Source organism: Thermoclostridium caenicola (assembly GCF_900142095.1).
Taxonomy (GTDB): Bacteria; Bacillota; Clostridia; order DSM-8532; family DSM-8532; genus Thermoclostridium_A; species Thermoclostridium_A caenicola.
The window spans coordinates 77,491-101,179 of sequence record NZ_FQZP01000006.1; the positions used below are offsets into that span (position 1 = coordinate 77,491).

Annotated in this window: 17 protein-coding genes and 1 tRNA gene; 15 read left to right on the top strand and 3 right to left on the bottom strand. The window is 52.3% G+C overall.

From position 1 onward, the window contains the following. Positions 1-514 precede the first annotated feature (514 nt). From F3H12_RS03355 to F3H12_RS03370, 5 genes are all read left to right on the top strand, one after another. Complete coding sequence (locus F3H12_RS03355; RefSeq protein ID WP_149677943.1) at positions 515-886, top strand: hypothetical protein; 372 nt, start codon at positions 515-517, stop codon at positions 884-886. A gap of 12 nt (positions 887-898) precedes the next feature. Continuing rightward, on the top strand, positions 899-1,195 hold the full coding sequence (locus F3H12_RS03360) for a hypothetical protein (RefSeq protein ID WP_149677944.1): 297 nt from the start codon (positions 899-901) through the stop codon (positions 1,193-1,195). A 70-nt stretch (positions 1,196-1,265) separates the two neighbouring features. Further along, on the top strand, positions 1,266-3,686 hold the full coding sequence (locus F3H12_RS03365) for a M13 family metallopeptidase (RefSeq protein ID WP_149677945.1): 2,421 nt from the start codon (positions 1,266-1,268) through the stop codon (positions 3,684-3,686). A 210-nt stretch (positions 3,687-3,896) separates the two neighbouring features. Beyond that, a complete protein-coding gene (locus F3H12_RS13205) occupies positions 3,897-4,037 on the top strand; it encodes a hypothetical protein (RefSeq protein WP_188118341.1) in 141 nt (46 codons plus the stop codon). A 241-nt stretch (positions 4,038-4,278) separates the two neighbouring features. Beyond that, positions 4,279-4,899, top strand: coding sequence for a flavodoxin family protein (locus tag F3H12_RS03370; RefSeq protein WP_149677946.1), 621 nt, complete (start codon positions 4,279-4,281; stop codon positions 4,897-4,899). Positions 4,900-5,110: 211 nt separating this feature from the next. Here F3H12_RS03370 and F3H12_RS03375 read toward each other — a convergent pair whose 3' ends face one another. Continuing rightward, a complete protein-coding gene (locus F3H12_RS03375) occupies positions 5,111-9,517 on the bottom strand; it encodes an endo-1,4-beta-xylanase (protein WP_207706790.1) in 4,407 nt (1,468 codons plus the stop codon). A 518-nt stretch (positions 9,518-10,035) separates the two neighbouring features. Here F3H12_RS03375 and F3H12_RS03380 point away from each other — a divergent pair. From F3H12_RS03380 to F3H12_RS03420, 9 genes are all read left to right on the top strand, one after another. Beyond that, on the top strand, positions 10,036-10,713 hold the full coding sequence (locus tag F3H12_RS03380; RefSeq protein ID WP_149677947.1) for a peptidoglycan recognition protein family protein: 678 nt from the start codon (positions 10,036-10,038) through the stop codon (positions 10,711-10,713). 191 nt (positions 10,714-10,904) lie between these two features. After that, positions 10,905-12,260, top strand: coding sequence for an MBL fold metallo-hydrolase (locus tag F3H12_RS03385; protein WP_149677948.1), 1,356 nt, complete (start codon positions 10,905-10,907; stop codon positions 12,258-12,260). 10 nt (positions 12,261-12,270) lie between these two features. After that, entirely contained in the window at positions 12,271-12,483 is a 213-nt protein-coding gene (locus F3H12_RS03390; protein WP_149677949.1) for a DUF3006 domain-containing protein, read from the top strand. Positions 12,484-12,671: 188 nt separating this feature from the next. Further along, positions 12,672-13,922, top strand: a complete 1,251-nt coding sequence (locus F3H12_RS03395; protein WP_149677950.1) for a hypothetical protein — start codon at positions 12,672-12,674, stop codon at positions 13,920-13,922. A gap of 266 nt (positions 13,923-14,188) precedes the next feature. After that, positions 14,189-14,896: a FadR/GntR family transcriptional regulator gene (locus tag F3H12_RS03400; RefSeq protein ID WP_188118342.1), complete on the top strand. Its 708-nt coding sequence runs from the start codon at positions 14,189-14,191 to the stop codon at positions 14,894-14,896. Between the two features lie 119 nt (positions 14,897-15,015). Beyond that, positions 15,016-17,781: an FAD-dependent oxidoreductase gene (locus F3H12_RS03405; RefSeq protein ID WP_149677961.1), complete on the top strand. Its 2,766-nt coding sequence runs from the start codon at positions 15,016-15,018 to the stop codon at positions 17,779-17,781. After that, entirely contained in the window at positions 17,774-18,118 is a 345-nt protein-coding gene (locus F3H12_RS03410) for a hydrogenase maturation nickel metallochaperone HypA (protein ID WP_149677952.1), read from the top strand. The genes F3H12_RS03405 and F3H12_RS03410 overlap by 8 nt, the downstream gene beginning before the upstream one ends. A gap of 15 nt (positions 18,119-18,133) precedes the next feature. Further along, positions 18,134-18,811: a hydrogenase nickel incorporation protein HypB gene (gene hypB / locus F3H12_RS03415; protein ID WP_149677953.1), complete on the top strand. Its 678-nt coding sequence runs from the start codon at positions 18,134-18,136 to the stop codon at positions 18,809-18,811. A 9-nt stretch (positions 18,812-18,820) separates the two neighbouring features. Beyond that, positions 18,821-19,579, top strand: a complete 759-nt coding sequence (locus F3H12_RS03420) for a class I SAM-dependent methyltransferase (protein ID WP_243133177.1) — start codon at positions 18,821-18,823, stop codon at positions 19,577-19,579. A gap of 71 nt (positions 19,580-19,650) precedes the next feature. On the opposite strand, the gene F3H12_RS03425 is transcribed toward F3H12_RS03420, so the two are convergent. Continuing rightward, positions 19,651-21,198 carry an SH3 domain-containing protein gene (locus F3H12_RS03425; RefSeq protein WP_149677954.1) on the bottom strand — a complete coding sequence of 516 codons (1,548 nt, stop codon included), beginning with the start codon at positions 21,196-21,198 and terminating at the stop codon, positions 19,651-19,653. A 529-nt stretch (positions 21,199-21,727) separates the two neighbouring features. Between F3H12_RS03425 and F3H12_RS03430 the strand changes: the two genes are divergently transcribed. Next, positions 21,728-23,248 carry a methyl-accepting chemotaxis protein gene (locus F3H12_RS03430; protein ID WP_149677955.1) on the top strand — a complete coding sequence of 507 codons (1,521 nt, stop codon included), beginning with the start codon at positions 21,728-21,730 and terminating at the stop codon, positions 23,246-23,248. Positions 23,249-23,345: 97 nt separating this feature from the next. On the opposite strand, the gene F3H12_RS03435 is transcribed toward F3H12_RS03430, so the two are convergent. After that, a tRNA-Ser gene (locus F3H12_RS03435) sits at positions 23,346-23,438 on the bottom strand. Positions 23,439-23,689 lie beyond the last annotated feature (251 nt).

Genomic DNA, 23,689 nt, shown 5'->3' on the forward strand with positions numbered 1-23,689 from the left:
ATTTTTGCCTATAAATTTTTTCAGGCTTTGCGGCGCCGCATGCATCCACCTCACGGCCGTCCACCACGGTGTTTCGGACCATAGAGACGTTTGCATGGAAGTTGTACCATTTGCCGTTGAGCGGATGTCACTTTCCGACTACCATCAGACCGTCCTCGGAAAAATAATAGGTCCTGGTGATGCCGTATTCGGTAACATTTGCGCCCATACCGGGATCAGCCGTTGATCCCAGGGTCGGTTGCATTTGATCGGGGATAAATTTATTACTAATTATAATCAAAAATTCGACTTAAAAAGCCGGATGGCGAAATTAACCCTTATAATGGCGAAAATGGGTGTTAACTACCTATATATTAGATATATAGAAAAATTTAGGTTTGTGCGTCGGCCTGCCTCATGCGTGTCCGCCGTATTTTGCCGATCCGTGCCGTGGATGCGCATAAATACCAACATAAGACCAACAGGTTGTGCGCAAGCTAAGTCCAATCAAGAAATGACAGCAAAGGAGCATGGTATGTTCAGGTACAGAAGCAAGGTTGTTTTCTTCTCGGCCCTCCTGGGCACCATATACACCCTCTATCTGGTGTTCTACTTTTCAGGAGCGGTTTCCGGAAGCCAGGGCGCAGAACAAATTGGCGCGGCCATCGCCACAGCCCTTGTAACCCCCCATATGGTTCTGGTGGGGCTGGCCGCCATTTTCAACTGGGTTGGGTTTTTCAACAACAAGGTATGGGGGGCACTGACGGCAGGCATATTGTACGCCGTGGCCGGCCTGATCTTCCTGGCTTATTTCATATTCGTCCTTCCCATGATCATTTTGAGCTTCATCGGTGTATCCATCCTGTCCAGGATAAACGACCGGGAAACACCCGGACAGACAGTCTGAGAACCTGAAAGAATGGGTATCAGGTATTCAACATCAGGCCTCCGTCTATGGAGGCCTGTTTGTTCATCTTCTAATCTGACAAATCGTTTTCCCAAGAAAAGAAAAAGATTACCCAAATCCTTCTCAATGCCATGGCTGAAATTTCAAAATACAGGCACGTTGAAAAATCATGTGGAATTGCCTTTTTCAGCGATGGCAGCGGCGGTGGATGATGGCATCATACCGGCGTTTGCGAACGAGAAAACTATTACTGCGCAGTATGTGTTTAAGCTTAAATACAATCAGCGCTGGATAAAACAGGATTTTTAATCAGACATCTGCTGGATACGAATGTATATATAGAAAGATATACCATATACGGCAGAAAGGAGTTTTAACGATGAACAAGATCAGAGCCAGGATGTTGGGTATCCTGTTGTGCGTGGCATTGCTGTTCAGCATCGTGCCGGCACAGGCGGCTTCCAAGGCGGAAGAGTTTGTCACCAGGGAGGAAGCGGTGGTCAGCCTGCTGAACACCATCGGCCTGGCTGCGCTCAATGACGCCCCAAGCGATTTGAGCGTCTTTTCCGATGCGGATCAGATAAATTCCGAAAATGCGGACAAAATCGCCATAGCGATTACCAACGGCTTGTTGCCGGTTGAACCGGGTGAAGCGCTGGAACTTGGCGTACACATCACTCGCCTGGAATTTGCGCTGATTGTCGGCAATTCCATGAGAGAGCTGCCTGCCATCAGGTCACCCCTTGCATTTGAGGATGTTCCCGCCGAGGTTGCCGGAAAGATTGACCGTATCACATCTGCCGGCCTCATGAGCGGTTACGGCAATGGCTGTTTTGGTTCGGACGATTACCTCACAAAGGGACAGCTGGAAGTGGTTCTCAACAAGATCAGGGCCTTATCCTCAATCAGACCCCAGGATGATTTCTTCTATGCCATAAACCACCAGTGGCTTTCCACCACAAAGCTCCCCGCAGGTTATCCCGGGATGACCACTTTTGACGAGGTGGACAGAAGGAATACCGATAAACTGAAGGCCATCGTCAAGGATCTTGTGGAGAATCGGGATACCTACCAGGAAGGGACCATTGAACAGAAGATTGCGGACTTCTACCTGACCATTCTGGATATGGAAAACCGCAACAAGGAAGGTATAAAGCCTATCCAGAAGTACCTGGATTTGATCGATGGGGTGTCTTCAGCGCAGGAGCTCCTGGATGCCATGGTACAGCTTGAGGCGGAGACCGGTATGAGGCCTTTGGTGAGCTTTGCGCCGGATGCCGACCTGAATGACAGCAACCGCCACAGCCTTTACGCTGCCGGGCTGTCAACCGGTTTGCCTGCCGACTATATCCTTATGGGGAATCCTCAGATCGACGCCCTTTATACCGGGGTGATCACCCAATTATTTTCGCTTTCCGGTATACCGGAGGCAGAAGCCGCAGAAAAGGCCCATAGCCTGTATGCGTTTGAAAAGGTTATTGCCCAGAACACCATGAAGAACGAGGAAGCCAGCAAGGTGGAGAACATCTATAACCCGGTATCCAGGGCTGAGCTGGTCGGGATGTTCCCATCGGTGGATCTCGATAAATATTTAAGCGACCTGGGATTTGGTTCGGTGGACACCATCATCCTGTCCGATGTAAACCTGATGAAGAAGACCGGGGAACTCCTTTCAGACGATAATCTTGATGTGCTGAAAACCTATTGCCGCTTCCGGATCCTCGCCAGTACGGCATCGCTGTTGTCAAAGGATTTCAGGGATGTGACAATGAACTTCCAGAAAGCCTTCTATGGCATCAGCTCCACCATGGATGAAGAGGAAATCGCATTCAATTTACTGAATTCGGTAATGAGCGATTACCTGGGCAGGATCTATGTGGAGCGGTATTTCTCCGCCAAAGCCAAAGCGGATGTGGAAAGTATCGTTTCCGACATCATTGCAGCATTTGAGGACCGTATTGAAGCTCTCGACTGGATGGGCCAGGAAACCAAGGAGAAGGCTATTACCAAACTGAAGACCATCAAGGTCAAGATCGGTTATCCGGACAAATGGAAAGACCCGCTTAAGGATATCAGCATCAAGACCTATGCGGATGGCGGCTCCCTTTTGGGGAACATATTTGCCATAAACTCGGCCCAGGTGAAGGAGAACAAGTCCCTTCTCTCAAAGCCCGTGGACAGGTCGGCCTGGTATATGCCGCCCCATATGGTCAACGCCTATTATAACCCGACAAACAATGAAATCGTATTCCCTGCCGGAATCCTCCAGCCGCCTTACTATGATGTTAACGCAAGCCGTGAACAGAACCTGGGCGGCATCGGAACCGTCATCGCCCATGAGATCACCCATGCCTTTGACAATAACGGGGCCCAGTTTGATGAGAACGGCAATATGAACAACTGGTGGACTGAACAGGACTATACCGTGTTCCGTCAGAAGTGCCAGGCCGTGATTGACCTGTATGACGGTTTGGTGATCGCGCCCGGCGCGGTGGTCAACGGCAACCTGACTGTATCCGAGAACGTGGCTGACATCGGCGCCATGGCCTGCATCCTGGACATCGCCGCCGATATTCCGGATGTGGATTATAAGGCGCTGTTCGAAAGCTATGCGGCCATCTGGCGCTTTACGGGAACCGAACAGATATACCAGATGCTGGCCACCCAGGATGTCCATGCCCCCAACAAGTACAGGGTCAACAGGGTGCTCCAGAACTTCGAGGAGTTCTATAAGACATATGATATCCAGCCCGGGGATGCCATGTACCTGGCTCCCGAGGAACGCGTGACCGTCTGGTAACCGGCCAAGCGCTATAAGAGTCAGTCAAACCTCCTGCCGATGCCTGTTGCGGGTAAGGCAGGAGGTTTTTACATGCTTTCAGCGCTCAATGATTCGGACCAATGCATTCACACGCCATGGCCTGCTTTCAGTTCATGATCATAGTCATCATGGCATCTGCTATAGTAAATATGGTTGGCGCATCTTTCATGGAGAACAAGGAATAAGCCGATGGATATCATCGAATATGAAAACGGATTGCCCAAGGGTTATCTGGCAAGGAGAAGAAAAGCCGATCGGATATACATCATGTCCGTTTATCTTTATGGTATTATGAGCTTTTTACTGGAGTATGGTATTGCACATCGCTGATAACCATTAATTGCGGGATGCGTTTACCTGGCGACCAGGTCATGACTGTACCCGGCTATGGTATAATTTTCTTGATGCGGACCGCCTGCTTTCGGTTACTCACCGGCCCCGCTTTTGTATCGCACCGGCAATATTGCCGCAATTGGGGTTAGAGGGCATGGCGACGGGCGGGCCTGTCCGATGCATATTTCCCTGGATGGAACGTTATAAGTTACAGGATACAGGAAAGGAGCTGGCTTTTATGAAGGTTATTCTGGTGAACGGAAGTCCGCGGGCCAAGGGCTGCACTTACACGGCTTTGACCGAGGTGGAAAAGGCACTTCGGCAAAACGGTATTGACACGGAGATCTTTCAGGTGGGCGCAAAGCCCGTTATGGGCTGCATCGCCTGCGGCAAATGTTTCGCGACCGGCAAATGCTTTATGGATGACGTGGTGAATGCGTTTTTGGACAAGGTGCCGGAAGCCGATGGCTTCGTGTTTGGCTCACCGGTCCATTACGCTGCCGCCTCAGGCGCACTGACCTCTTTCATGGACAGGGTTTTCTATGGCAAAGGAAAGTTGTTTAAAGGAAAGCCTGCGGCCGCCATTGTGAGCTGCCGTCGCGGCGGGGCTTCGGCTGCTTTCGACCAGATCAACAAGTACTTTACCATCAACCAGATGCCCATTGTTTCCTCCCAATACTGGAACCAGGTCCATGGGAATACGCCGGAGGAAGTCATGAAGGACGAGGAAGGCATGCAGACCATGCGGACCCTGGGCAACAACATGGCCTGGCTGCTGAAGTGTATCGAGGCGGGCCGGGAGAAGGGAATCACCATACCTGAAGGGGAAAAGCCCATCAGGACCAATTTCATCCGGTAAGGATGTAATCCTGGATGTCATTGCGAGCGGAACGAAGTGGAGCGCGGCAATCCCGCTATACCCGCAAGACATGCCCGGAGTGTCATTGCGAGCCGCAGCCATGCTCAGGCTGATGGTCACAATGCACCAATCCGTGCCCAGAAAGCAAAAATCAGGAGATAAAAATACTCCCCCTGACAAAATGCCAGAGGGAGCATGAAACGCAAAGCGGTTATCGGTTGGAGATCTTGTGCAGGAATACGGCCGCGGATGCCCTTGTGGCATAGTCATTGGGCGCCAGGATACCGCCGTTGCCGATGATCAGGCCTTCTCCCAGGAGCCATGCAATGCTTTCTGTGGCATAGGGTGCTATCAAACCGGCATCGAAGAGTTTACTAAGTTCTGAGAGGTCACCTTTGCCATCAACCTTTCCGGCAGCCTTTAACGCCCTGTAAGCCAGAACCATCATATCCTGCCTGGTCAGGTACTGGTCGGTGCCGCAACGGTTGCTGCCCACACCGCTGGTTATGCCCAGCTTCCTGGCAATGCCGATTTCGCTGTAATACGCATGGCCTTCGGGCACATCCCGGAAATTGCCGTCAAAGGATGCGGACAGGCCGAGAGCTCTCACAAGGCCAGCGATAAACTCGCCCCTGGTCATGTATTCGCCAGGTTTGAACAGGGTTTCGGTCACGCCCGAAAGGATCCCCCTGGAGGCGAGAACCTCGATGCTCTCCTGCGCCCATGGATACAGCCCGCTGTCGCTGAAGGTCTTTTTGACATAGGCTACGGCATACAGGCTGAAATGATGGATGGCAAATGTCACCGTACCGCTGGTCGGATCATACTTCGCATTGGGAACCGGAATCACATTTCCGCTGCCATCGATGTACCAGATGGTAAGGTGCTCGGGGTCTTCAAGCTCTTCAGCCGTGGGCGTATACGGGATGCGTACGATTACCGGGGTGTCCGGATTATTCCAGGCAATATCCTTGCCGTCGATCTTCGCGTGAAGTGCGATGACAGGCCTGTCGCCAATTGCTTCTTTCAATGCTTCGCTCAAGGCCGAGCTGTCAGCCCTGGCAATGGTAAGCGAAATGCGCGATCCTGCGCCGGCCTGCCCGGATGTAAACATGTTGCCGGGTGCGACGATGCTTCCGGCCGGCGTATCGATGATCAACCGGTGGCCGGCATTCTTCCCGGCCAGTGCTTCCGCCGGCAACTCCAGTGTATACCGGGTTGCGCCGGGTACATCGCCTACGGTAATATGGATGGCCTTGTTTCCGGAGGCATCAGCCTGGGCCAGATCCAGCGCGTTCCCGAAGGTGTTCCGGGATATGCTTGAGAACGCTTCTGCCTTGGCCGGATCGAAATAGGCCGGTGCGCTGATAGTAACAGTCCCGTCGGACTTTATGGCGATCCTGGGCGATGTTCCGGCGGATGACGAAGAACCCGTTGATCCGGATGAACCGCCGGAAGACGAGGGTTTCCTGAGTGTAAGAGTACCGAATACCGATGTATCCTGGTAGGCGTTGCCGGTGGAATCATTCCATGTGGCCACGCTCTGCCGGCTTCCGTTCTCTCCGTCGTTGACCTGGGCATCAAAGCCGATCCTTGTGCCGTCGGCGGGGATGATGGTCCGAAGTGGTATCTTCATTTCAACGGTATAGCTGGTTCCTGAAACAAGGGTCTTGGACTCAAAGCTTTCCGCAATACCCGCAGGGTTGAAGGAGGTTTCGTTATCAAAATTCACCCTGTATTGGCCGTCGTCCTCCTGGTAGAAGGTGGTCTTTTCATTGTTTTCGTCCACAAAGATTTCCACGGAGTCCTGTTCCCAGGGGTTGGGGCTTGTTTTGTCCAGCTGGGTATCGTCCACTTCGAACAGGACATACAGATTGCTTTCATCCCAGAGTACCCGGACCGTTCCGGTGGCTCCCTGCCAGGCCATCAGGTACTGGTTGACGGCAAGTTTTTGAGCGCTGTTCCACACCGCGTCGATTTCTCCGTCGATGGTCGGCGGTGTTGCCGTATAATAGGCCGTGCCCTGCTTTGCATCCGGAGGTGTTACCGGCGGGTGTTCCGCCATGAATTTATCCGGGTCGATGACGCCGAAATAGGCGGGTTTGGCCTTCAGATCCCGGTCGAACAGCAGCGGGTTTTCCGAGGCCCGCCAGCTGGAACCGTCATCAAGCCCCCAGAAGGTGACGCGGGCGATATGCTCATGATGGTTCCTGAAGATATCGAAAAGCTGGGCGTACAGATATCCCTGGGCGATGGCAAGATCTTCAGGAAGCTGGCCATTGCTTCCGGCCCGGATATCCAGCTCGGTGATGCTCACTTCCACACCGAGGGAGATAAACCGCTCCAGGGACAGCTCCACATTGGCAGGATTGGTGCTTAGGGCGTAATGCCCCTGCATGCCGACGCCGTCGATGAGGAGCTTTCCGCCGTGCTGCGCCGCGTATCTCTCGTTGATATCCCTGACCATGTTGTAGACCGCCTTTGCCTTGTTCTGGTTGTCCAGGTTGTAGTCGTTGTAATAGAGCTTGATGTCCCAGTCGGGATGTTCATCCAGAACCTCGCGGGCTGCCAGGAAAGCCTGCTCCACATAGTCGGGCCCGATGGCGTGATACCAGGGCGACTGGCGCAGGGAAGCCTTCCAGTCATCCGGGTTGGGCGGGTTGTCAGCCATGGCCTCATTCACCACGTCCCAGGAGATGACCCGGTCCCCGAAATGCTCCATGACCGTGCGGATATGGTTTCTCATGTTGGCCAGGGCTTCTTCGCGGGACAGGTAGGCGACAGGATTGCCGTTGGCATCCTTCTCGGCAATGTTCATCCAGTCGGGCGATTGCTGGTGCCAGACCAGCACATGGCCGTGTACCTTGTGCCCGTAAGCCAGAGCGGTGTCCACCAGTTTATCCGCTGCCTCGAAGGTAAACCTGCCCTTTTCTGGCTGGAGTTCAACCGGCTTCATGGCGTTCTCGGCCGTAACCGCATTGAAATGCAGGTTCAGAAGCTCCAGCTTCAGGCCTTCCAGGGAATCTGCCGATATGGCGTTTCCGATGAGGAAATAGTCCTTGTAGACATCCTTGATGGGCTGAAGATCCCTTTCGATGTCAGCGGGACCGGACCCGGTGGGCTCAAAGTTGATGTCATCGATATAGAAGGATGCGGTTGGATTGCTGCTTTCCACATAGATGGTGACGAAACCGTTGCCGAGATTGTTGTAGCGGTAAACACCCACAAACTCCACCCAGCCGTCCGAAGCGCGAATGGTCTTCTTCAGGAGGTTGGGATAGCTTGCACTGCTTCCCTGGCCGATCTGGGTGGACAGAATGATCTCGGCGGACTCCGGTGAAATCAGCTTCACCCACACCGTAATCCGGTATTCGCTGCCTTTTTCGATGTATTTCTCAACACGGAGCTGCGGGCCGTGCCAGCTGCTTGTCCGGCCTTCAACCTTCAGCGCGTATTTTCCGCCTTCGGTGTGATTGGCTTCCTCGGTTACGGTGAGTATCTCCGTGTCGCCCCTTCCGGTGAAGCCGTTATCGGTTCCGTCCTCAAAATCAATCGGAGTGAACGGTTCGGCCGGCGGTCCGGATGGCTCCTCGGTGTTGCCGGACTTTTTGGTGATGCGGATATCCCCTATGTAGAAGGGAAGGGTTTTTCCGGCATCATTGGAATTCACCCTGATCGCCCGGTATTTGCCGGTGTCCGCCGTGAACTCGCCGGTGAGGATGAAGGCGTCGCCGGTGGTTACACGGACCCCCGCCACCACGGGATAGTCGCTTTCAACAAGCTGAATCCATATGGCCGCGTCGGTCGTAACCCCGGAGGCCACATAACCTTTAACGGTGACGGTGTAGGTTTCCCCGTTTTCAATACCGATGTCGCTGAAGTTGAAATCGGCGCCATCCCAATTGTTGACGCGGTTACTCACATATAAGGCGCCGCCGTCGTCATTGCCGTCAAAGAAGGCGTCGGTCACATGGGTCAGAACCGCGCCGCCGGATTGTATGGCGACGCCTGTGCCATTCTTAAAGGATTCATGATAAATTTCGGTTTCATCCTGCGCGTCGGGTATGGCTGTGATGAGGATGTCCCCGACATAGAAGGGCACCTGAGCGCCGGTATCGTTGGAAAGAATGCGCAAAGCCCGGTTGGATTCGGCATCCGCAGTATACTCACAGGTCAGCATGAAGGCTTTTCCGGCTTCCATATCGACCCCTGTCAGCACTCGGTAGCTGTCCACGGTCTGAAGCCATACCTGGCTGCCCTCCGGCACCTCCGCATCCTCGTCCACATACCCGCTGATGGTAATGGTATAGGTTTTGCCGTGCTCCAGGCCAATATCGCTGAAGCGGAAATCGGCTGCATCCCAGTTGTTCTCCCGGTTGCTGATGTACAGGGCATGTCCGTCGTCGTTGCCGTCAAAAAACTTGTCGCTCACATGGCTCAGGCTGGCACCGCCCGATTGCACTGCGTCCCCCGTGCCGTCCCTGAATGTCTCATGGTAAATAACCGTCGCCGCATCTGCATTGCTGAAGATGACGGCGGGTGTCTGCGCAAGGATCAGGGAAAATGCCAGCATGAATGTGAGAAGTTTTTTCAGCACCCGCATCCTGGCGCTGCTCAAACTGACCACCTCCACACCTCAGAATATTTATTGGATGATTGATCCCATAATATGGTCACTGTCCCGGCGTTAGACGTATTTCCTGTACAGAAGCCGTATGGTTCAGATGGAATGTTGGAACTGGAGCAACCGCTCTGACGAATGGTGCTGCGGATGTGTTTCGGAACGATGTCCGTTAATGGCTCGAATGTGTGCCAGGATTAGTTCCAGTATAGCATACGCCTGCGATATTTCCCGGAACCCCCGGAAGATGCAAAAAGCCTGATTTCCAACGCAAAAAATGCTTGACCGGATAGCCGGTAAAACCCTTTGAATAGACGTTAATGGTTCTGAATGGCGTATAGTGTGGACGGCAGGGGTTCCCCTTTCCGGCACAACAGAAAAGCCTGGCCCATATACTATGAACTAGAAAGCACCTGAAATAAGAAAATGAAAGGCAATATGTCCTGCCGATGCCGTAACGGTCTGTTGCCGCCTGTAGGTATCCGCCAGGGAGAAAATGCCTGAAGGAGGATGGGATGACAATCATCGAGGAAAAGTACAACTGGGCCAGGACAAATTTCAGCCCCAACAATCCGGATACCATCGTGATCCATCAGGCGCTTGCCCCGTCGTGTACAGCCCAGGATATTCACCGTTGGCATCTGGAACGGGGCTGGATGGGGATCGCCTACCATTATTTTGTACGGAAGGACGGCACCATCTACCGCGGGCGTCAGGAGTACCACAGGGGCGGGCACCTTTTGGGGGATGAGAACATCAACACTCTCGGCATCTGCCTGGAAGGATGCTACACGGACTATGGCAACCTGACGGAGAAAACCGTGCCCGAAACACAGATAAAGGCGCTCCATGAACTGTGCGACGACATCTGTTCAAGGTATAAGATTGTCGCCATCAAGCGGCATGATGAATATCCTTCGGCGAAGGGCAAGGACTGTCCCGGAAAATACTTCCCATGGGAGAGATTTCTGAGGGAAAGGGGGATTATTGTGGTCAGCGATGCGTGGAAAGAAAAAGCGGTTGAGTTTGTGAGGAAGTTTCAGCAGGCCACGGGTCTCACCGTGGATGGCATGGCCGGAACACAGACCAATGCCAAGCTGGATGAGGTCATCAAAAAATGGAAAGAGCCACCCAAGGATAATGCTCAGGACATCAAAAAAGCCTGGAACGATTTCCTGAATGCCATCAAATAGGGGTAAGGCCGGCCTTTCACCTGTCGTCTTCCATATGCAGGCATAAATCCCAAAGGGGTTTCATGGCAGATAGCTGTGAGACCCTGTTTGTGTCCGCCCGGCAACATATTGGAAGCAGCAAACCGTCGGGCTTTTGATATAATGAAACTGGCAAGATATCTACGACAAAGGGGCACAACAGGTTGACAGTTATGGAACAGCGCAGAAGACATCCATTTGCACACATTCTGATCTCCGCCTTGATGGTGATGGGTCTCCTGACGGGATGCGTGGCAGGCCCGGAACAGGTTATGCCTGAACAGCAGGCTACCGTCCAGCCAGGCGCCGTATCGCAGCTGCCTTCGGCAGCGCCATCTGAAACACCGGCGGGATCAACATTCGGTACAGAAGAGGATATACCGCCGGGAACGCCTCCTGGAGCGGCACCATCTCCTTCCGCATCGGGAGACAGACTGGAAGTCCATTTTATGGATGTGGGTCAGGCAGATGCCATACTCATCAAACAGGGCGCATCGGCCATGCTGGTGGATGCCGGCAATAATGCCGACGCGGAGTTTGTCGTACAATACATAAAAGACCAGGGCGTCACACAGCTGGATTATGTCATCGGAACCCATCCCCATGAAGATCACATAGGCGGACTGGATGCGGTCATCAGGGAATTCCAGATTGGAAAAATCATCATGCCGAAGGCGGTTGCCACCACAAAAACCTATGAGGATGTGCTGGTGGCCATACAGCAGAAGGGACTTAAAATAACTGCGCCTGTGGCAGGAACGGAATATGGGTTTGGCGCCGCAGCGTTTACGGTGCTTGCGCCCAACAGCGCTTCCTATGAAGGCCTCAACAACCATTCGGTTGTCATCAGGATGATCTATGGAAAAACCTCCTTCCTGCTGACGGGGGATGCGGAAGCGATTTCAGAAAAGGAAATACTGGATAAGGGATTTACCCTGAAAAGCGATGTCCTTAAAATAAGCCATCATGGCAGTGTAACGTCCACCACCGCCGAATTTCTGGATGCGGTGGATCCGCGCTATGCGGTTATCAGTGTCGGAGAAGGCAACAGCTACGGGCATCCGTCTCCGAGCGTTATCAAAAGGCTTCAGGACCGCGGTATCCAGGTTTACCGGACCGATGAGAACGGAACCGTTATAGCGGTCAGCGACGGCGCTGCCATTACCTTCGCCGTCCAATCGACACCAACCCCTGACGTGCCTGTGCCGTCGGCTCCGGCACAGCCTGCTGTTCCACCCAAAAACGGCGGTGTGGTGATTCAGAGCGTGGATCTGGTGAATGAGGTCGTTACGCTTAAGAACACGTCCTCCGAGGATGTGGATCTTTCCGGATGGGTGCTGCTTTCGGTGAAGGGCAACCAGTCCTTTGTCTTTCCACAGGGAACCATCATCAAGGCGGGAGCGACCCTGACCATGGCCAGCGGTGATGCAGCCGGGGACATCAGGTGGACCAATAAGAACATATGGAACAACGACGGGGATCCGGCGCAACTGATTGATGCCAGGGGAAACGTCGTATCGGAATACTGAGGTGAACAGGATGAAGGTCATCATAGACAGGTTTGAAGGCAGTTTTGCCGTCTGCGAAAAGGAAGACCGGACCATGATGCATATCGAAAGAAACAGGCTTCCCGCAGGCGCCGGTGAAGGAGATGTGCTGGTCATCCAGGGAGACGTAATCTCCCTGGATGCGGAAGAAACGGCCCTCAGGCGCCAGAAAATCCGGAAGATGATGGAAAGCCTCTGGGAATAAGCGCCCGGATCGAAATTTGAGTTATCCCTCCCGCCCGACATCCGGCTCCGGTTTATTGGCCCAAATTCACTCCTGATGTGGTTGAAAGCGGTTTGGCTGTGGTATAATATTCCTATTGTATTTTGTCAATGACCTGGATGGTCATGAAAAGGGTGGGGGGCAAAATAAAAAGGTTCTTCTCTGTTTTAATGGCTTTATTCATAGCATGCAGCCTGCTGGTACCCATCGTGCCTGCAAACGCTGCCTCGGGCACCTGGCCCAGGCCGCAATATCTCAATGAGCCCGTCTATGTTCTTGGAAACCCGATCAGCCAGAAGGCGGTAACTTATGCATCACCTCATACCGATTATCTCAATGATGATGTGTATATGAACTGTCTGCCGATTAAGGCCGTGCTCGAAAAGGCAGGCATAAAGACCGCTGAGGACAGGAATGGGAAACTGTCTTTCACAAAGGACGGCCATGCCTATGTCATGCTTCCCAACAGCAATGTTTTCATGGTTGATGGTGTTCAGAAGACAATGAACTACCTTCCCAGGTATAGAATGATTGACATCGGTAAGTATGAAGCGACTTATGAAAGCTCGCCAACCGTCTATTACAATAAAACCTTATATGTGCCGGAGGCGTTTTTTGATGATTATCTTCATCTGAAAGTGCTCCGTCGCCGCTACACCGAAAACGGCCAGATGAAAGAAAAAATCAGCGTGGAAATCAGGAAGTCCCCCGAGAAGTTCAAGGGGTACGCCAAAGCGCCCCATACTTTGGAGGAAGTTCATCCGAGGCTTATTGAGGATTATATCGACGCGCAGGAGTGCTTCGGAAGAACTTACCGGTTCATGCCCATGCTGAAGCTGAATCCGGTGGAAGGTGCCGCCACCGACGACCCTTATAAGGATTATGCAGCGATGAAGAAAGTCTTCAACTTTGGGGAATATGCGGACGGGTTGGGCTATAATCCGGTGGTGGCGGCTGCGTATCCCGGTTTCATTCCCACTGTGGAGTATGAAATGCCCCGAAATTCCACCGCCTTTGCGTTTTATACCAACAAGGAAGGAAGCAAAAATAACTATTCGGCCCGTATGCGCATCCTTGGCGCAACGGTGGAGCAGCAGTTTGGCTTTTACACAGATGATCTGGAAAAAGGATTCAACCCGGCAGCTGAAATAAACTACGTGGACTATAACCTTCCCCAGCTGACGGAGGCTGTGCTGAAATACTACTTCCCCAATTCCTGGAGCGATATTCTGGAGTGGTTCACAAGCGGCGGGGAACATGCTGATCCAAATGTCCATACGCCCAAAAACCGTCCCGAGGACAAGGTATACTATGCACCGAAGGATCGCAGGGCGCTGTATGTCACCACCTATTGGAATGAAATTTACGTGTACATCAGTAAACCCGGAACCAATGCGAATTACACGCCGTATGCGCAGTGAGCATGTTATGTCATAAGCAGAAGAACCCTGATAATAACTGGCTGTCCTGAACGGACAGCCTTCTTTTTTGCAGAATGACAGAAGACCAATGGCGAATGGAACAAAAAGCGGGCTTGATTTCAATAACGTTTTATTGACTTTTGACAATTCCGGGAAAGCATGATATGATAAGATTGAACTGGTCGGACCAGATAATGCAGTCTTGTCAGAAGCAACTCATCATCATTCCGAATCTCAGCTTCAATAGTGACACAAGGAGCGGTTGCATGAATCCTTCCGAGAAAGCAACCCGAACAACCAACAAAGCATTGTTTGTGAAAAAAATGACGAGGGAGATCCTTTCGGGGAAATGGCGCCCGGGTGACAAATTGCCCTCGGAGCGTGAGCTGGCGGCCGAAATGGGAATCGGGAAAACCGTTGTCCATTCCGGTTTTGAGCAGCTGGCCGCCATGGGCCTGGTGACTATCAGGCCCAAGTCCGGCATCTTTGTCGCAGATTATATGAAGAGCGGCAATATAGAGCTCCTTAACGCCATCGTCCAGCTGAGCGGCAATGAACTGGGCCGGGAAGTGGTTAAAGCCATCCTGGATCTGCGCCTGGCCATTGAGGGCATGGCGCTGCGCGCATTGTGTCTTTGCCGGACCGAGGAGGATATCGCCCGTTTGCGCGCCATGACTGATGACATCAGGAAATGCTCCCGGGACCTTGGCGAGGTAGAACTGGCCGAACGCTTTTTCATCTGGCATCGCGAGATCTGTGTTTTAAGCGGCAAAAGCGTCCTGACGCTGTTTATGAATACCATGCACGACGTTTCCATCGCTTTCTGGATCAACTATCTGAGGTTGTTTGGCTTACCCTTTGCCCTTGATCTTCTGGATGAGTTTACAGACCGGATTGAATTCCGTGACGAGGAAGGCGCCTATAACTTGCTGGCCTCGGGTATTGCGGATTATCTCAGCCGGCTTGAAAAATAAGGGTGCCCGGCAGGCGCCCGTAATAAACATATATCATTTTGGACACGGATGCCTCAGAGCGTCTGTATCCCGAGTGGAAAAGAAGGAGGACAACTATGGATAAGCAGACCAAGTCCAACATGCCTCTGGATGAGAGCAGGCTGTCTTTTGAGATCCCCCGCACGGACGCGCCACGGGAGAAGATCATCAAGCTCGGCAGGATGATCACCGACCGCCTTCCCGCAAAGCTGAAGGGCGTCACGGGAGATGACCCGGAATACTGGGGCCTGGCAGGTTTAGTCACCGACGAGATGGCGGACATTGCCCTGAAGATGGGGGTCCGCAAGCCCAGAACCCTGCCGGAACTGGTGAAGCTCACCGGCAAGGATGAGGCCTATCTTGAGAAGATCCTGGCTGAAATGGCCTACATCGGGCTCATCGAGTACAACTGGGAGAATCCCAGGCATGAAAAGCAGTATGTGCTTCCCAGGTTTGTGCCCGGCAGCGCGGAATTCTTCAACATGCGAAAATCCCAGATTGACGAGCATCCGGAAGTTGCCGCCTTTTTTGAGCGCATGACCTTCCTGCCGCTGGAGAAAGTGACGCCCATGGTTCCGCCCGGAGGAGCGGGCATCGGCATGCACGTCATACCGGTGGAAAAAGCCATTGAAACCGAAAACCAGTCGGTCAGCATAGAGCATATCTCCTACTGGCTGAAAAAGTATGAGGGCAAATACGCCAAGAGCCTGTGCTCCTGCCGCATAAGCAGGGCAAAGCTGGGCGAGGGCTGCGGAGATGATCCGGAAGGCTGGTGTATCGCCATAGGCGACATGGCCGATTACATTGTGGAAACCGGCCGTGGCCAGTATGTCACCTATGATGAGGTTCTGGACATCCTCAGGCAGGCGGAGGACAACGGATTTGTCCATCAGATCACCAATATCGACGGTGAGAACAAGATCTTTGCCATATGCAACTGCAATGTCAATATCTGCAATGCCTTGCGTACCTCGCAGCTTTTCAATACCCCCAACTTAAGCCGCAGCGCTTATGTGGCCAGGGTTGAGAGCAAAAACTGCGTGGCTTGCGGCCGTTGCGTGGAGTATTGCCCGGCCGGCGCGGTGAAGCTGGGGCAGAAGCTGTGCACAAAGGACGGGCCCATCGAATATCCCCGGGTGGAGCTTCCCGATGATACCCCCTGGGGGCCGGAAAAGTGGAGCATCGACTACCGGGATAAGAACCGCATCAATTGCTATGACACGGGGACTTCTCCCTGCAAGACGGCCTGCCCGGCCCATATCGCGGTGCAGGGCTACCTGAAGCTGGCAGCCCAGGGCAGGTACCGTGAGGCCCTGCAGCTGATTAAGAAGGACAATCCTTTCCCGGCCGTATGCGGCCGCATCTGCAACCGCCGCTGTGAGGACGCGTGTACCCGCGGCACCATTGACCAGGCCGTGGCCATTGATGAAGTGAAGCGCTTCATCGCCCAGCAGGATCTGGATGCCGAGACCCGGTATGTTCCCACACCGGTCATTCCCAAGATCGGGGGAGGATTCGAGGAGAAGATCGCCATCATCGGGGGAGGCCCGGCAGGCTTGAGCTGTGCGTACTTCCTTGCCGAAAAAGGGTATAAGCCCACGGTGTTTGAGAAGGAAGCCCGGCCCGGCGGCATGCTGATGAACGGCATTCCCTCCTTCCGCCTGGAAAAGGATGTGGTAGGGGCTGAGATCGATGTGCTGCGGCAGATGGGCGTTGAGTTCAAATGCGGCGTCGAGGTGGGAAAGGATGTCACCATTGAGGACCTGCGACGCCAGGGCTATAAGGGCTTTTATATAGCCGTCGGTCTCCAGAGCGGCGGAAGGCTGGACATTCCCGGAGCAGACAGTGAGGGCGTGATGGCCGGTATCGACTTTATGCGTCAGGTGAATCTCACCGGAGAGGTGAAGCTTTCCGGAAAAGTAGTGGTCATCGGAGGCGGCAATGTGGCCTGCGACGTGGCCCGCACGGCGCTTCGCTGCAACGCGGAGAGCGTCAGCATGTACTGCCTGGAGTCCTATGATGAGATGCCCTGCGGTGTGGAAGAGCGCACCGAATGCGAAAAAGAGGGCATTGCCATCCATGCGGGCTGGGGACCGGTTGAGATCCTGACCGAAAACGGCAAAACCGCCGGCATCACTTTCAAAAAATGCGTGTCGGTCAAAGACAAAGAAGGCCGTTTTGCACCGGCTTTTGATGAAAGCGTCACCGAGACGGCCGAATGCGATATCATCTTCTACTGCATTGGCCAGAAGCCCGATTATAAGAAGCTCCTGGAGGGGACAAAGGTTGAGTTCAATCCCAACGGTACCATCAAGGCCGATCCGGTCACCTACCAGACAGCCGAACCCGATATCTTCGTGGGCGGAGATGTTTATTCCGGAGCCAAGTTTGCCATCGACGCCATTGCCGACGGCCGGGAAGGCGCTGTTTCTCTCCATCGCTTCGTGCAGCCCAACACCAGCCTGACCATCGGCAGAAACCGCCGCCAGTTCATCGAACTGGACAAGAACAACATTGTGCTCGACGAAGCCAGCTTTGACAACTCGCCCAGGCAGCAGATAGGCTATAACGAGGCATTGGCCAGGACATTCCGCGACGACCGTATCGGCTTTACGGAGGAGCAGGTCAGAAAAGAAACGGCCCGCTGCCTGGAATGCGGCGCGTCGGTGGTGGATCCCAACAAATGCATCGGCTGCGGCATCTGTACCACCAAGTGCATGTTTGATGCCATCCACCTCTACAGGGAACGTCCCGAATGCAGCACCATGGTGCGTTCCGAGGACAAGATGAAAGCGATCCTGCCCTACATGATCAAACGGGCTATAAGGATCAAGTTTGGCAGAAAGAAAGGCAAAAAGCATGCATGAATTAGGTATCGTCTTTCACATTATTAAAACCGTGGAGCGCGTGGGTGAGGAAAATCAATTGTCGACGGTTTCTTCCGTGACCATCCAGTTGGGGGAAGTATCGGGCGTGGTGCATACGGAACTTGCCGACTGCTGGAAATGGGCCGTAAAGAAGACCGAGCTTCTGAAAAACGCGGAACTTCTCATAGAAACCATACCGGCTGTCACCTTTTGCGAAGGCTGCGATACCACCTATGAAACCGTGCGGCATGGGCGCATCTGCCCCCACTGCGGCAGCGGGCACACATACCTGGTGCAGGGGAATGAAATCAACCTGAAAGAGATAGCCGCCTGCTAGACGGAGGAATGCCAAATGGATAAAATTAGAATTATTGAAGTCAAGGAAAGCATCTTTGCGGATAACAACAGGGAAGCCGACCGCATCCGTGCGGAGCTAAAAAGGCAGAAAACCTTTCTGCTGAACCTGATGTCCTCACCGGGGAGCGGGAAAACAACCCTTCTCATGCGTACCATAGAGGCGCTTAAGGATGAGCTGCGCATCGGCGTGATGGAGGCGGATATCGATTCCTCGGTGGATGCGGAGAAAATCGCCGCCACAGGTGTCAGATCCATTCAGCTTCACACCGGGGGCATGTGCCATCTGGATGCCGGCATGACGGAACAGGGCCTGAAAGAGCTCGGCACGGAGGATTTGGACCTGGTGGTACTGGAGAATGTGGGGAACTTGGTTTGTCCTGCGGAATTTGATACCGGAGCGGTCAAAAACGCCATGATCCTTTCGGTGCCCGAAGGGCATGACAAACCGCTCAAGTACCCCTTGATCTTCACAGTGTGCGATGTGCTGATCATCAATAAGATCGATGTGCTGCCCTACTTCGATTTCGACCTGGACAAGGTCAGGGAATATGCCCACATGCGCAACCCAAAGCTTAAGATTTTCCCTGTTTCTGCTAAGACGGGAGAGGGGATGAGAGCCTGGACGGATTGGCTCAGGCAACAGGTCGGCGAATGGAATCGCGAAGAAATATAGGGAGGCACCATGGCTGAACTTCTGATGAAAAACATTAAGGCTATCGCTTGTGACCGTTTGGCTGTTCAAAGCATGGATCATATGAACAACGGGGCGGGATGTCATCATCCCGCCCGGGTTTTGAATGGTTGCGAAGGAAAATCAGACTGGGACACAGGCTTAAACGATTCAGGCGACACCTGGAAGGAAAAAGTAGCTGCCTTTTTTGACCACATGGCTCCCGGGTGGGATGTACGGCTGGTCACAAATGATGCAAAGATAAACCTGATCCTGGATAGCGCAGGAGTAAAGGAGCATACGGTGGTCCTCGACGTTGCCTGCGGTACGGGCGTGCTGTTCCCTTTTTTCCTTGAAAGAAATGCAGCCCATGTGATAGGGGTGGATATTTCACCCCAAATGGCGCTTATCGCCGCCCAAAAACACCTTGATCCGCGTATAGAGGTGATCTGCGGGGATATCGAGACCATCCCTGTGCGCCGGCTGTGTGACTGCTGCGTGATTTACAACGCCTTTCCCCATTTTGAAGACCCGCAGCGATTGATCGCTCGGCTTTTGCAATGGCTCAAGCCGGAAGGGCGGCTGACCATAGCCCACAGCATGAGCCTTGAAGCTTTGCGCAGGCACCATGCTGGGCATGCCCGGCATATCTCCCGGGAGATGCTTTCGGCTGATGAAATGGCGGAAATGCTGGCGCCCTGGTTCACGGTGGATACGAAAATATCGGACGATGAGAAATATATTGTTTCAGGGGGCAGGAGCACGCGCTAAGGCAAGGATTATGGCGGATGGTTATCTCCCGGGCTTGTTGTGCTTCATACCTATGTGTTCACATATAGCCATCAATCCAGGATAACCTGGTACAGGGTGAACCATTTCACCACGCCATCCTTGTAGCCGATATCCAAACCGCGGTAATAGTTGACAAAGCCGAGTTCGGGATAGGTGCACTTATAGCTGACGTAGCCGTCTCCCGAAAAGCCGTAGTCGGGTTTGCCATATAAGCGCTCCACCTTTTCGATGGGATCTCCAACCCTCAACCCCCTGGGGGTTTCATACTCAGGCGTTGTGACCGTAATGTCCACAATGCTGCCGCAAAACTCCAAAAGGCTCACGCCGTTATATTCCATGTGTTCGGCATACCTGAAATTCTCCATGCTGCCGCCCAGGGCCTGATAGGCCTCCTCCATGGTCATCTCAACGCTTGGGCCGTCCACCAGTCTGATTTCGTCGTAGCCCAGCGGTTCAACCTTCAATAGCTCAGGATTGTCATACTTGACCTCGGCGCGGACATCGCTGATCTCCTGCCTGGTGCCATTCATGGAAAGGTCGACAAAAACCCGCGCCAAATCGTTGTACAGGATCTCATTGGGCTCATTGTCATCTCCCGGAGGTCCCCAGTAGTAATAGATCATCGGGTAATTCACCTTGCAGCAGACTTGAATGAGCCATCGATTGTTTTTTCTTACGACGTCCCAGTCGCTTTCGATGGTGAGAAGCCCATTCTTGTCCTTTACATCTGTCGTGTCATAAAAGACCTTATCCGGCAGAATGGAAGTAAAGCTCTTCTGATAATTACCGATCCGGACCGACATGGAAAAGCTGTTGCCGTCGAGGGAAGCCTGGACATGGTCGGCGTATTGATCGAAGGAATTGATGTTGAAAACCTCGACAAAATCATCGTCAACAACCCTGTACAGACCTTTTTTGGGATAGCCGTCAATATTGCCTTCCAGATAGATCTGCTGTGAACCGTTATTTAAAAAGTCGCCGATTTCAATATTGTCCAGATTTAAGTAACCCAGCGTATATTCCCGCAGTACGTCGCCGGTGTCGGCCCTGCAGACCAGAAGGCGATAATAGAGGCTGCATTCGAAGAATATAAGCAGTTCGTCGCCCGGCTCAGAAAAGATATCGCATGTTTTTCTGGTGATGGTGTCCGGATAAATCTTTCCGGACATCGGTTCCTCAACCCCAAAAAATGCAAGTTCATTTTCCCGGTTGATCTCAAAATAGAGTCCGCTGGGATACTTGTACTTTTTATATACATATCTGGCTTCTTCGGTATAGTTTTTGCCGAACGCTTTTTCAAAGGACTCGCGGGTATATTCTTCCAAAAGCAGCGCACGGACATATATGTCCTCATCTATGGCAGGGTTCAGCAGGGATCCCTTATTGCTTTTGCGAACTCTCGGCCAGTCATCGGTTTTTTCGCAAAGCCACCCGGGAATCCAGCCTTTACAGCCAAAATCAAATTCCACCAGGTACCACGTTCTGTTGTCGGAATCCACTTTTTCGCCGAGTATCTGGAAGACGTCATTGAATCTTGCCTGGGCGATGACTTCGCTGTTGACCGAGTTTTCTTTCCGGATGTTTACGGTATCCGCCATCACCCGGATGGCTTCAACATTGGGTAAAGCCGGCTCATCCTCTGAAGCATCCTGGCCTGGATTTTCTGAGGAAGATTCGATTGGCAGAGGTGTAGTTGTGCCATTGAGACCCTCATCGCCAGTTTCAGCGTATTATGTTAGCTCGGTTTCTTCTGAAACATCAACATCATCGTCGACCTGGCTCCTCGAACAACCGGTGAGAAGCAGGGAGAGCATGATTATCAAAATAACAGTCAGCCGGGATGCTTTTTTCACGGTACAACTCCTCCAAAGCAATAAGAGAATAACTTCAATAATACTATGATATACCATTATAACATGTCCTTGATGCAATTGTATTTTATATGCAAGGAATTTATCGTTTGAAGGTTGGTTGCAATGTATTATTTTGTAAAAAACACATTGCCATCACGCTTCGTCGTATGCTAAAATATTGTAATAATTCAATGACTTACGATGCGTATTAACAAAGGCGTTAATACAGGACATCCTGTATTGGCGCCTTTTTTTGTTAAGGAGTGATGCAGCTGTGCGTACTAAAAGTTTATGGATTGTTACCGCGTATTGTATTCTGGGTGCTGTCATGATTCTGCTGCCCTTCCCGGGAAAACTGTTCAACGTTCTGCTCTTCCTTCCGGTGGGCTTTGCAGCAGGCTTGATTCTTCCCAAAACCGGCTATCAAGGTGATGCGAAAAAGGATCAAACCATTGAAGAGCTGAAAGGCGAACTGGCCAGGCTGAAGCTGGAACTGCATGTGACTTCGAACCGGATCTGGGCGGTATCGGAACAGCTTCAGATAAACCTGGAAGAAAACAACGGGTTCGCGCAGCAGGTCTATGCCCAGACGGAAGAGATGGCTCATTTGAATGCCAGGGTCAACGGAAAGATTCATGAAACGGTCGCGGAAGTCCGGAACATGATCGGTCAGCTGGAGGAATCGAGAAATCTCACGCATGAACTTGAAAGCATAGGGGTCAGTTCGGAGTCCATCCTGGAATCCAGCAAATCGGAGATACTGGAGATTGCAGGTACTATCCGTGAGATTGAAGCAACGTTTAAGACAACCGACGAATACATGGATAAGTTAACAGACGCTTCGCAGGATATCGTGAAGATACTGGAGACGGTCAGCCATATCGCCCAGCAAACGAGGCTTTTGTCCCTGAATGCCAAGATTGAATCGGCCAGGGCGGGAGAAAATGGCCGAGGATTTGCCGTCGTGGCGGAAGAAGTGCAAAAGCTTGCCATGGAAAGTGAGAAATCGGTAAAGGAGATCAAGCATCTGATAACGGCATTAAGCGAAGAAATTGAAGGTGTCTACAAGGCTGTCGGAGAAATTGGGTTTAAGATCGACAAGGGCGTCAGGCGCGCGATGTATGTTGAAAAAGAGCTTGGCAGAATCCATGAATCCTTCCATGGTTTATTGGATATGGCAAAAAAGGTTATTCTTCTGTCCGAGGCAGAGGCCAGGAGTGCCAACGATGTGATAGGCAAAGTCATTGAGGTGGAAAGCCTGGTGGGCGAAGCCGCGGCAAGCGTGGACAGCGTCAAACAGTCCGTTTTCAGGCAGACGCAGAGCATCATGGAGGTTGCCGAGATGGGCAGCCGCCTGAATGATGCGTCAAAAGGGCTGCTGGAATTGCAGGATAATTCGGGACTGGAGTCTTTGATTTCCGAAAGTCCCGAGCATACCGCAAAAATTCAGGAGACCTTCAGGCTGTTAAGGGAACTGGCCGCGCTTCCGCAGATCAGACGCATGGACAGGGAAAGCCACAGGGAGGAATTGTCCAAATTTATACAGAGTTATGATTTCATAGAGGCAGCCTGGAGCAACGATATGAAGGGCAGGTTTATCTGTTCCATACCCGAGGCGGGGATCGCCAATGCCAAGATCCGCGATTGGTTCCAGAAGAGCATCCAGGGAGAGGAGTTCTGCTCAAAAATTTATATCTCTGCCATCACAAAGAGACCATGCCTCACGCTTTCCGTGCCGATAACGGGCGAGGATGGAAGTATCGCAGGGGTGCTGGGGGCGGACCTGAAACTGTAAATATTCGGAGGTACATAAATAAATCACAATTTTGTCACAATATACGAAAAACTTAATAAACAAAGGGGTTCTGGTAAAACGCCAGAACCCTTTTCTGTGGCGGAGAGAGAGGGATTCGAACCCTCGGTACCCTGTTCGGGGTACACACGATTTCCAGTCGTGCGCCTTAGACCAGCTCAGCCATCTCTCCAGGTCTATTGTCCGCTCCGCCATGCCGGAGCCGGATATATATTTGTGCGGTTTTTGAGAAATCTCTTAGCATGTACGCTAAAACCCGCTTTTCTATTCTACTAGAGAAGCGAGGGGCTGTCAATAAGGGGTTTAATTTTCCTCAACTGAAGATGAGCCCTCATTTGAAAAAGTAAATTCCACCCCTTGAAGGCAAAGAGCGGAATTTAGTTTTGCAAAAGCATATAAAAAGTATAGTGGAATTAAGTTTTT

Excerpts from the sequence above, each read along its gene's own strand:
- F3H12_RS03355 (WP_149677943.1), top strand. The coding sequence starts at position 515 with ATGTTCAGGTACAGAAGCAAGGTTGTTTTCTTCTCGGCCCTCCTGGGC.
- F3H12_RS03360 (WP_149677944.1), top strand. The coding sequence starts at position 899 with ATGGGTATCAGGTATTCAACATCAGGCCTCCGTCTATGGAGGCCTGTT.
- F3H12_RS03365 (WP_149677945.1), top strand. The coding sequence starts at position 1,266 with ATGAACAAGATCAGAGCCAGGATGTTGGGTATCCTGTTGTGCGTGGCA.
- F3H12_RS13205 (WP_188118341.1), top strand. The coding sequence starts at position 3,897 with ATGGATATCATCGAATATGAAAACGGATTGCCCAAGGGTTATCTGGCA.
- F3H12_RS03370 (WP_149677946.1), top strand. The coding sequence starts at position 4,279 with ATGAAGGTTATTCTGGTGAACGGAAGTCCGCGGGCCAAGGGCTGCACT.
- F3H12_RS03380 (WP_149677947.1), top strand. The coding sequence starts at position 10,036 with ATGACAATCATCGAGGAAAAGTACAACTGGGCCAGGACAAATTTCAGC.
- F3H12_RS03385 (WP_149677948.1), top strand. The coding sequence starts at position 10,905 with ATGGAACAGCGCAGAAGACATCCATTTGCACACATTCTGATCTCCGCC.
- F3H12_RS03390 (WP_149677949.1), top strand. The coding sequence starts at position 12,271 with ATGAAGGTCATCATAGACAGGTTTGAAGGCAGTTTTGCCGTCTGCGAA.
- F3H12_RS03395 (WP_149677950.1), top strand. The coding sequence starts at position 12,672 with ATGGCTTTATTCATAGCATGCAGCCTGCTGGTACCCATCGTGCCTGCA.
- F3H12_RS03400 (WP_188118342.1), top strand. The coding sequence starts at position 14,189 with ATGAATCCTTCCGAGAAAGCAACCCGAACAACCAACAAAGCATTGTTT.
- F3H12_RS03405 (WP_149677961.1), top strand. The coding sequence starts at position 15,016 with ATGCCTCTGGATGAGAGCAGGCTGTCTTTTGAGATCCCCCGCACGGAC.
- F3H12_RS03410 (WP_149677952.1), top strand. The coding sequence starts at position 17,774 with ATGCATGAATTAGGTATCGTCTTTCACATTATTAAAACCGTGGAGCGC.
- hypB (WP_149677953.1), top strand. The coding sequence starts at position 18,134 with ATGGATAAAATTAGAATTATTGAAGTCAAGGAAAGCATCTTTGCGGAT.
- F3H12_RS03420 (WP_243133177.1), top strand. The coding sequence starts at position 18,821 with ATGGCTGAACTTCTGATGAAAAACATTAAGGCTATCGCTTGTGACCGT.
- F3H12_RS03425 (WP_149677954.1), bottom strand. The coding sequence starts at position 21,198 with ATGGCGGATACCGTAAACATCCGGAAAGAAAACTCGGTCAACAGCGAA.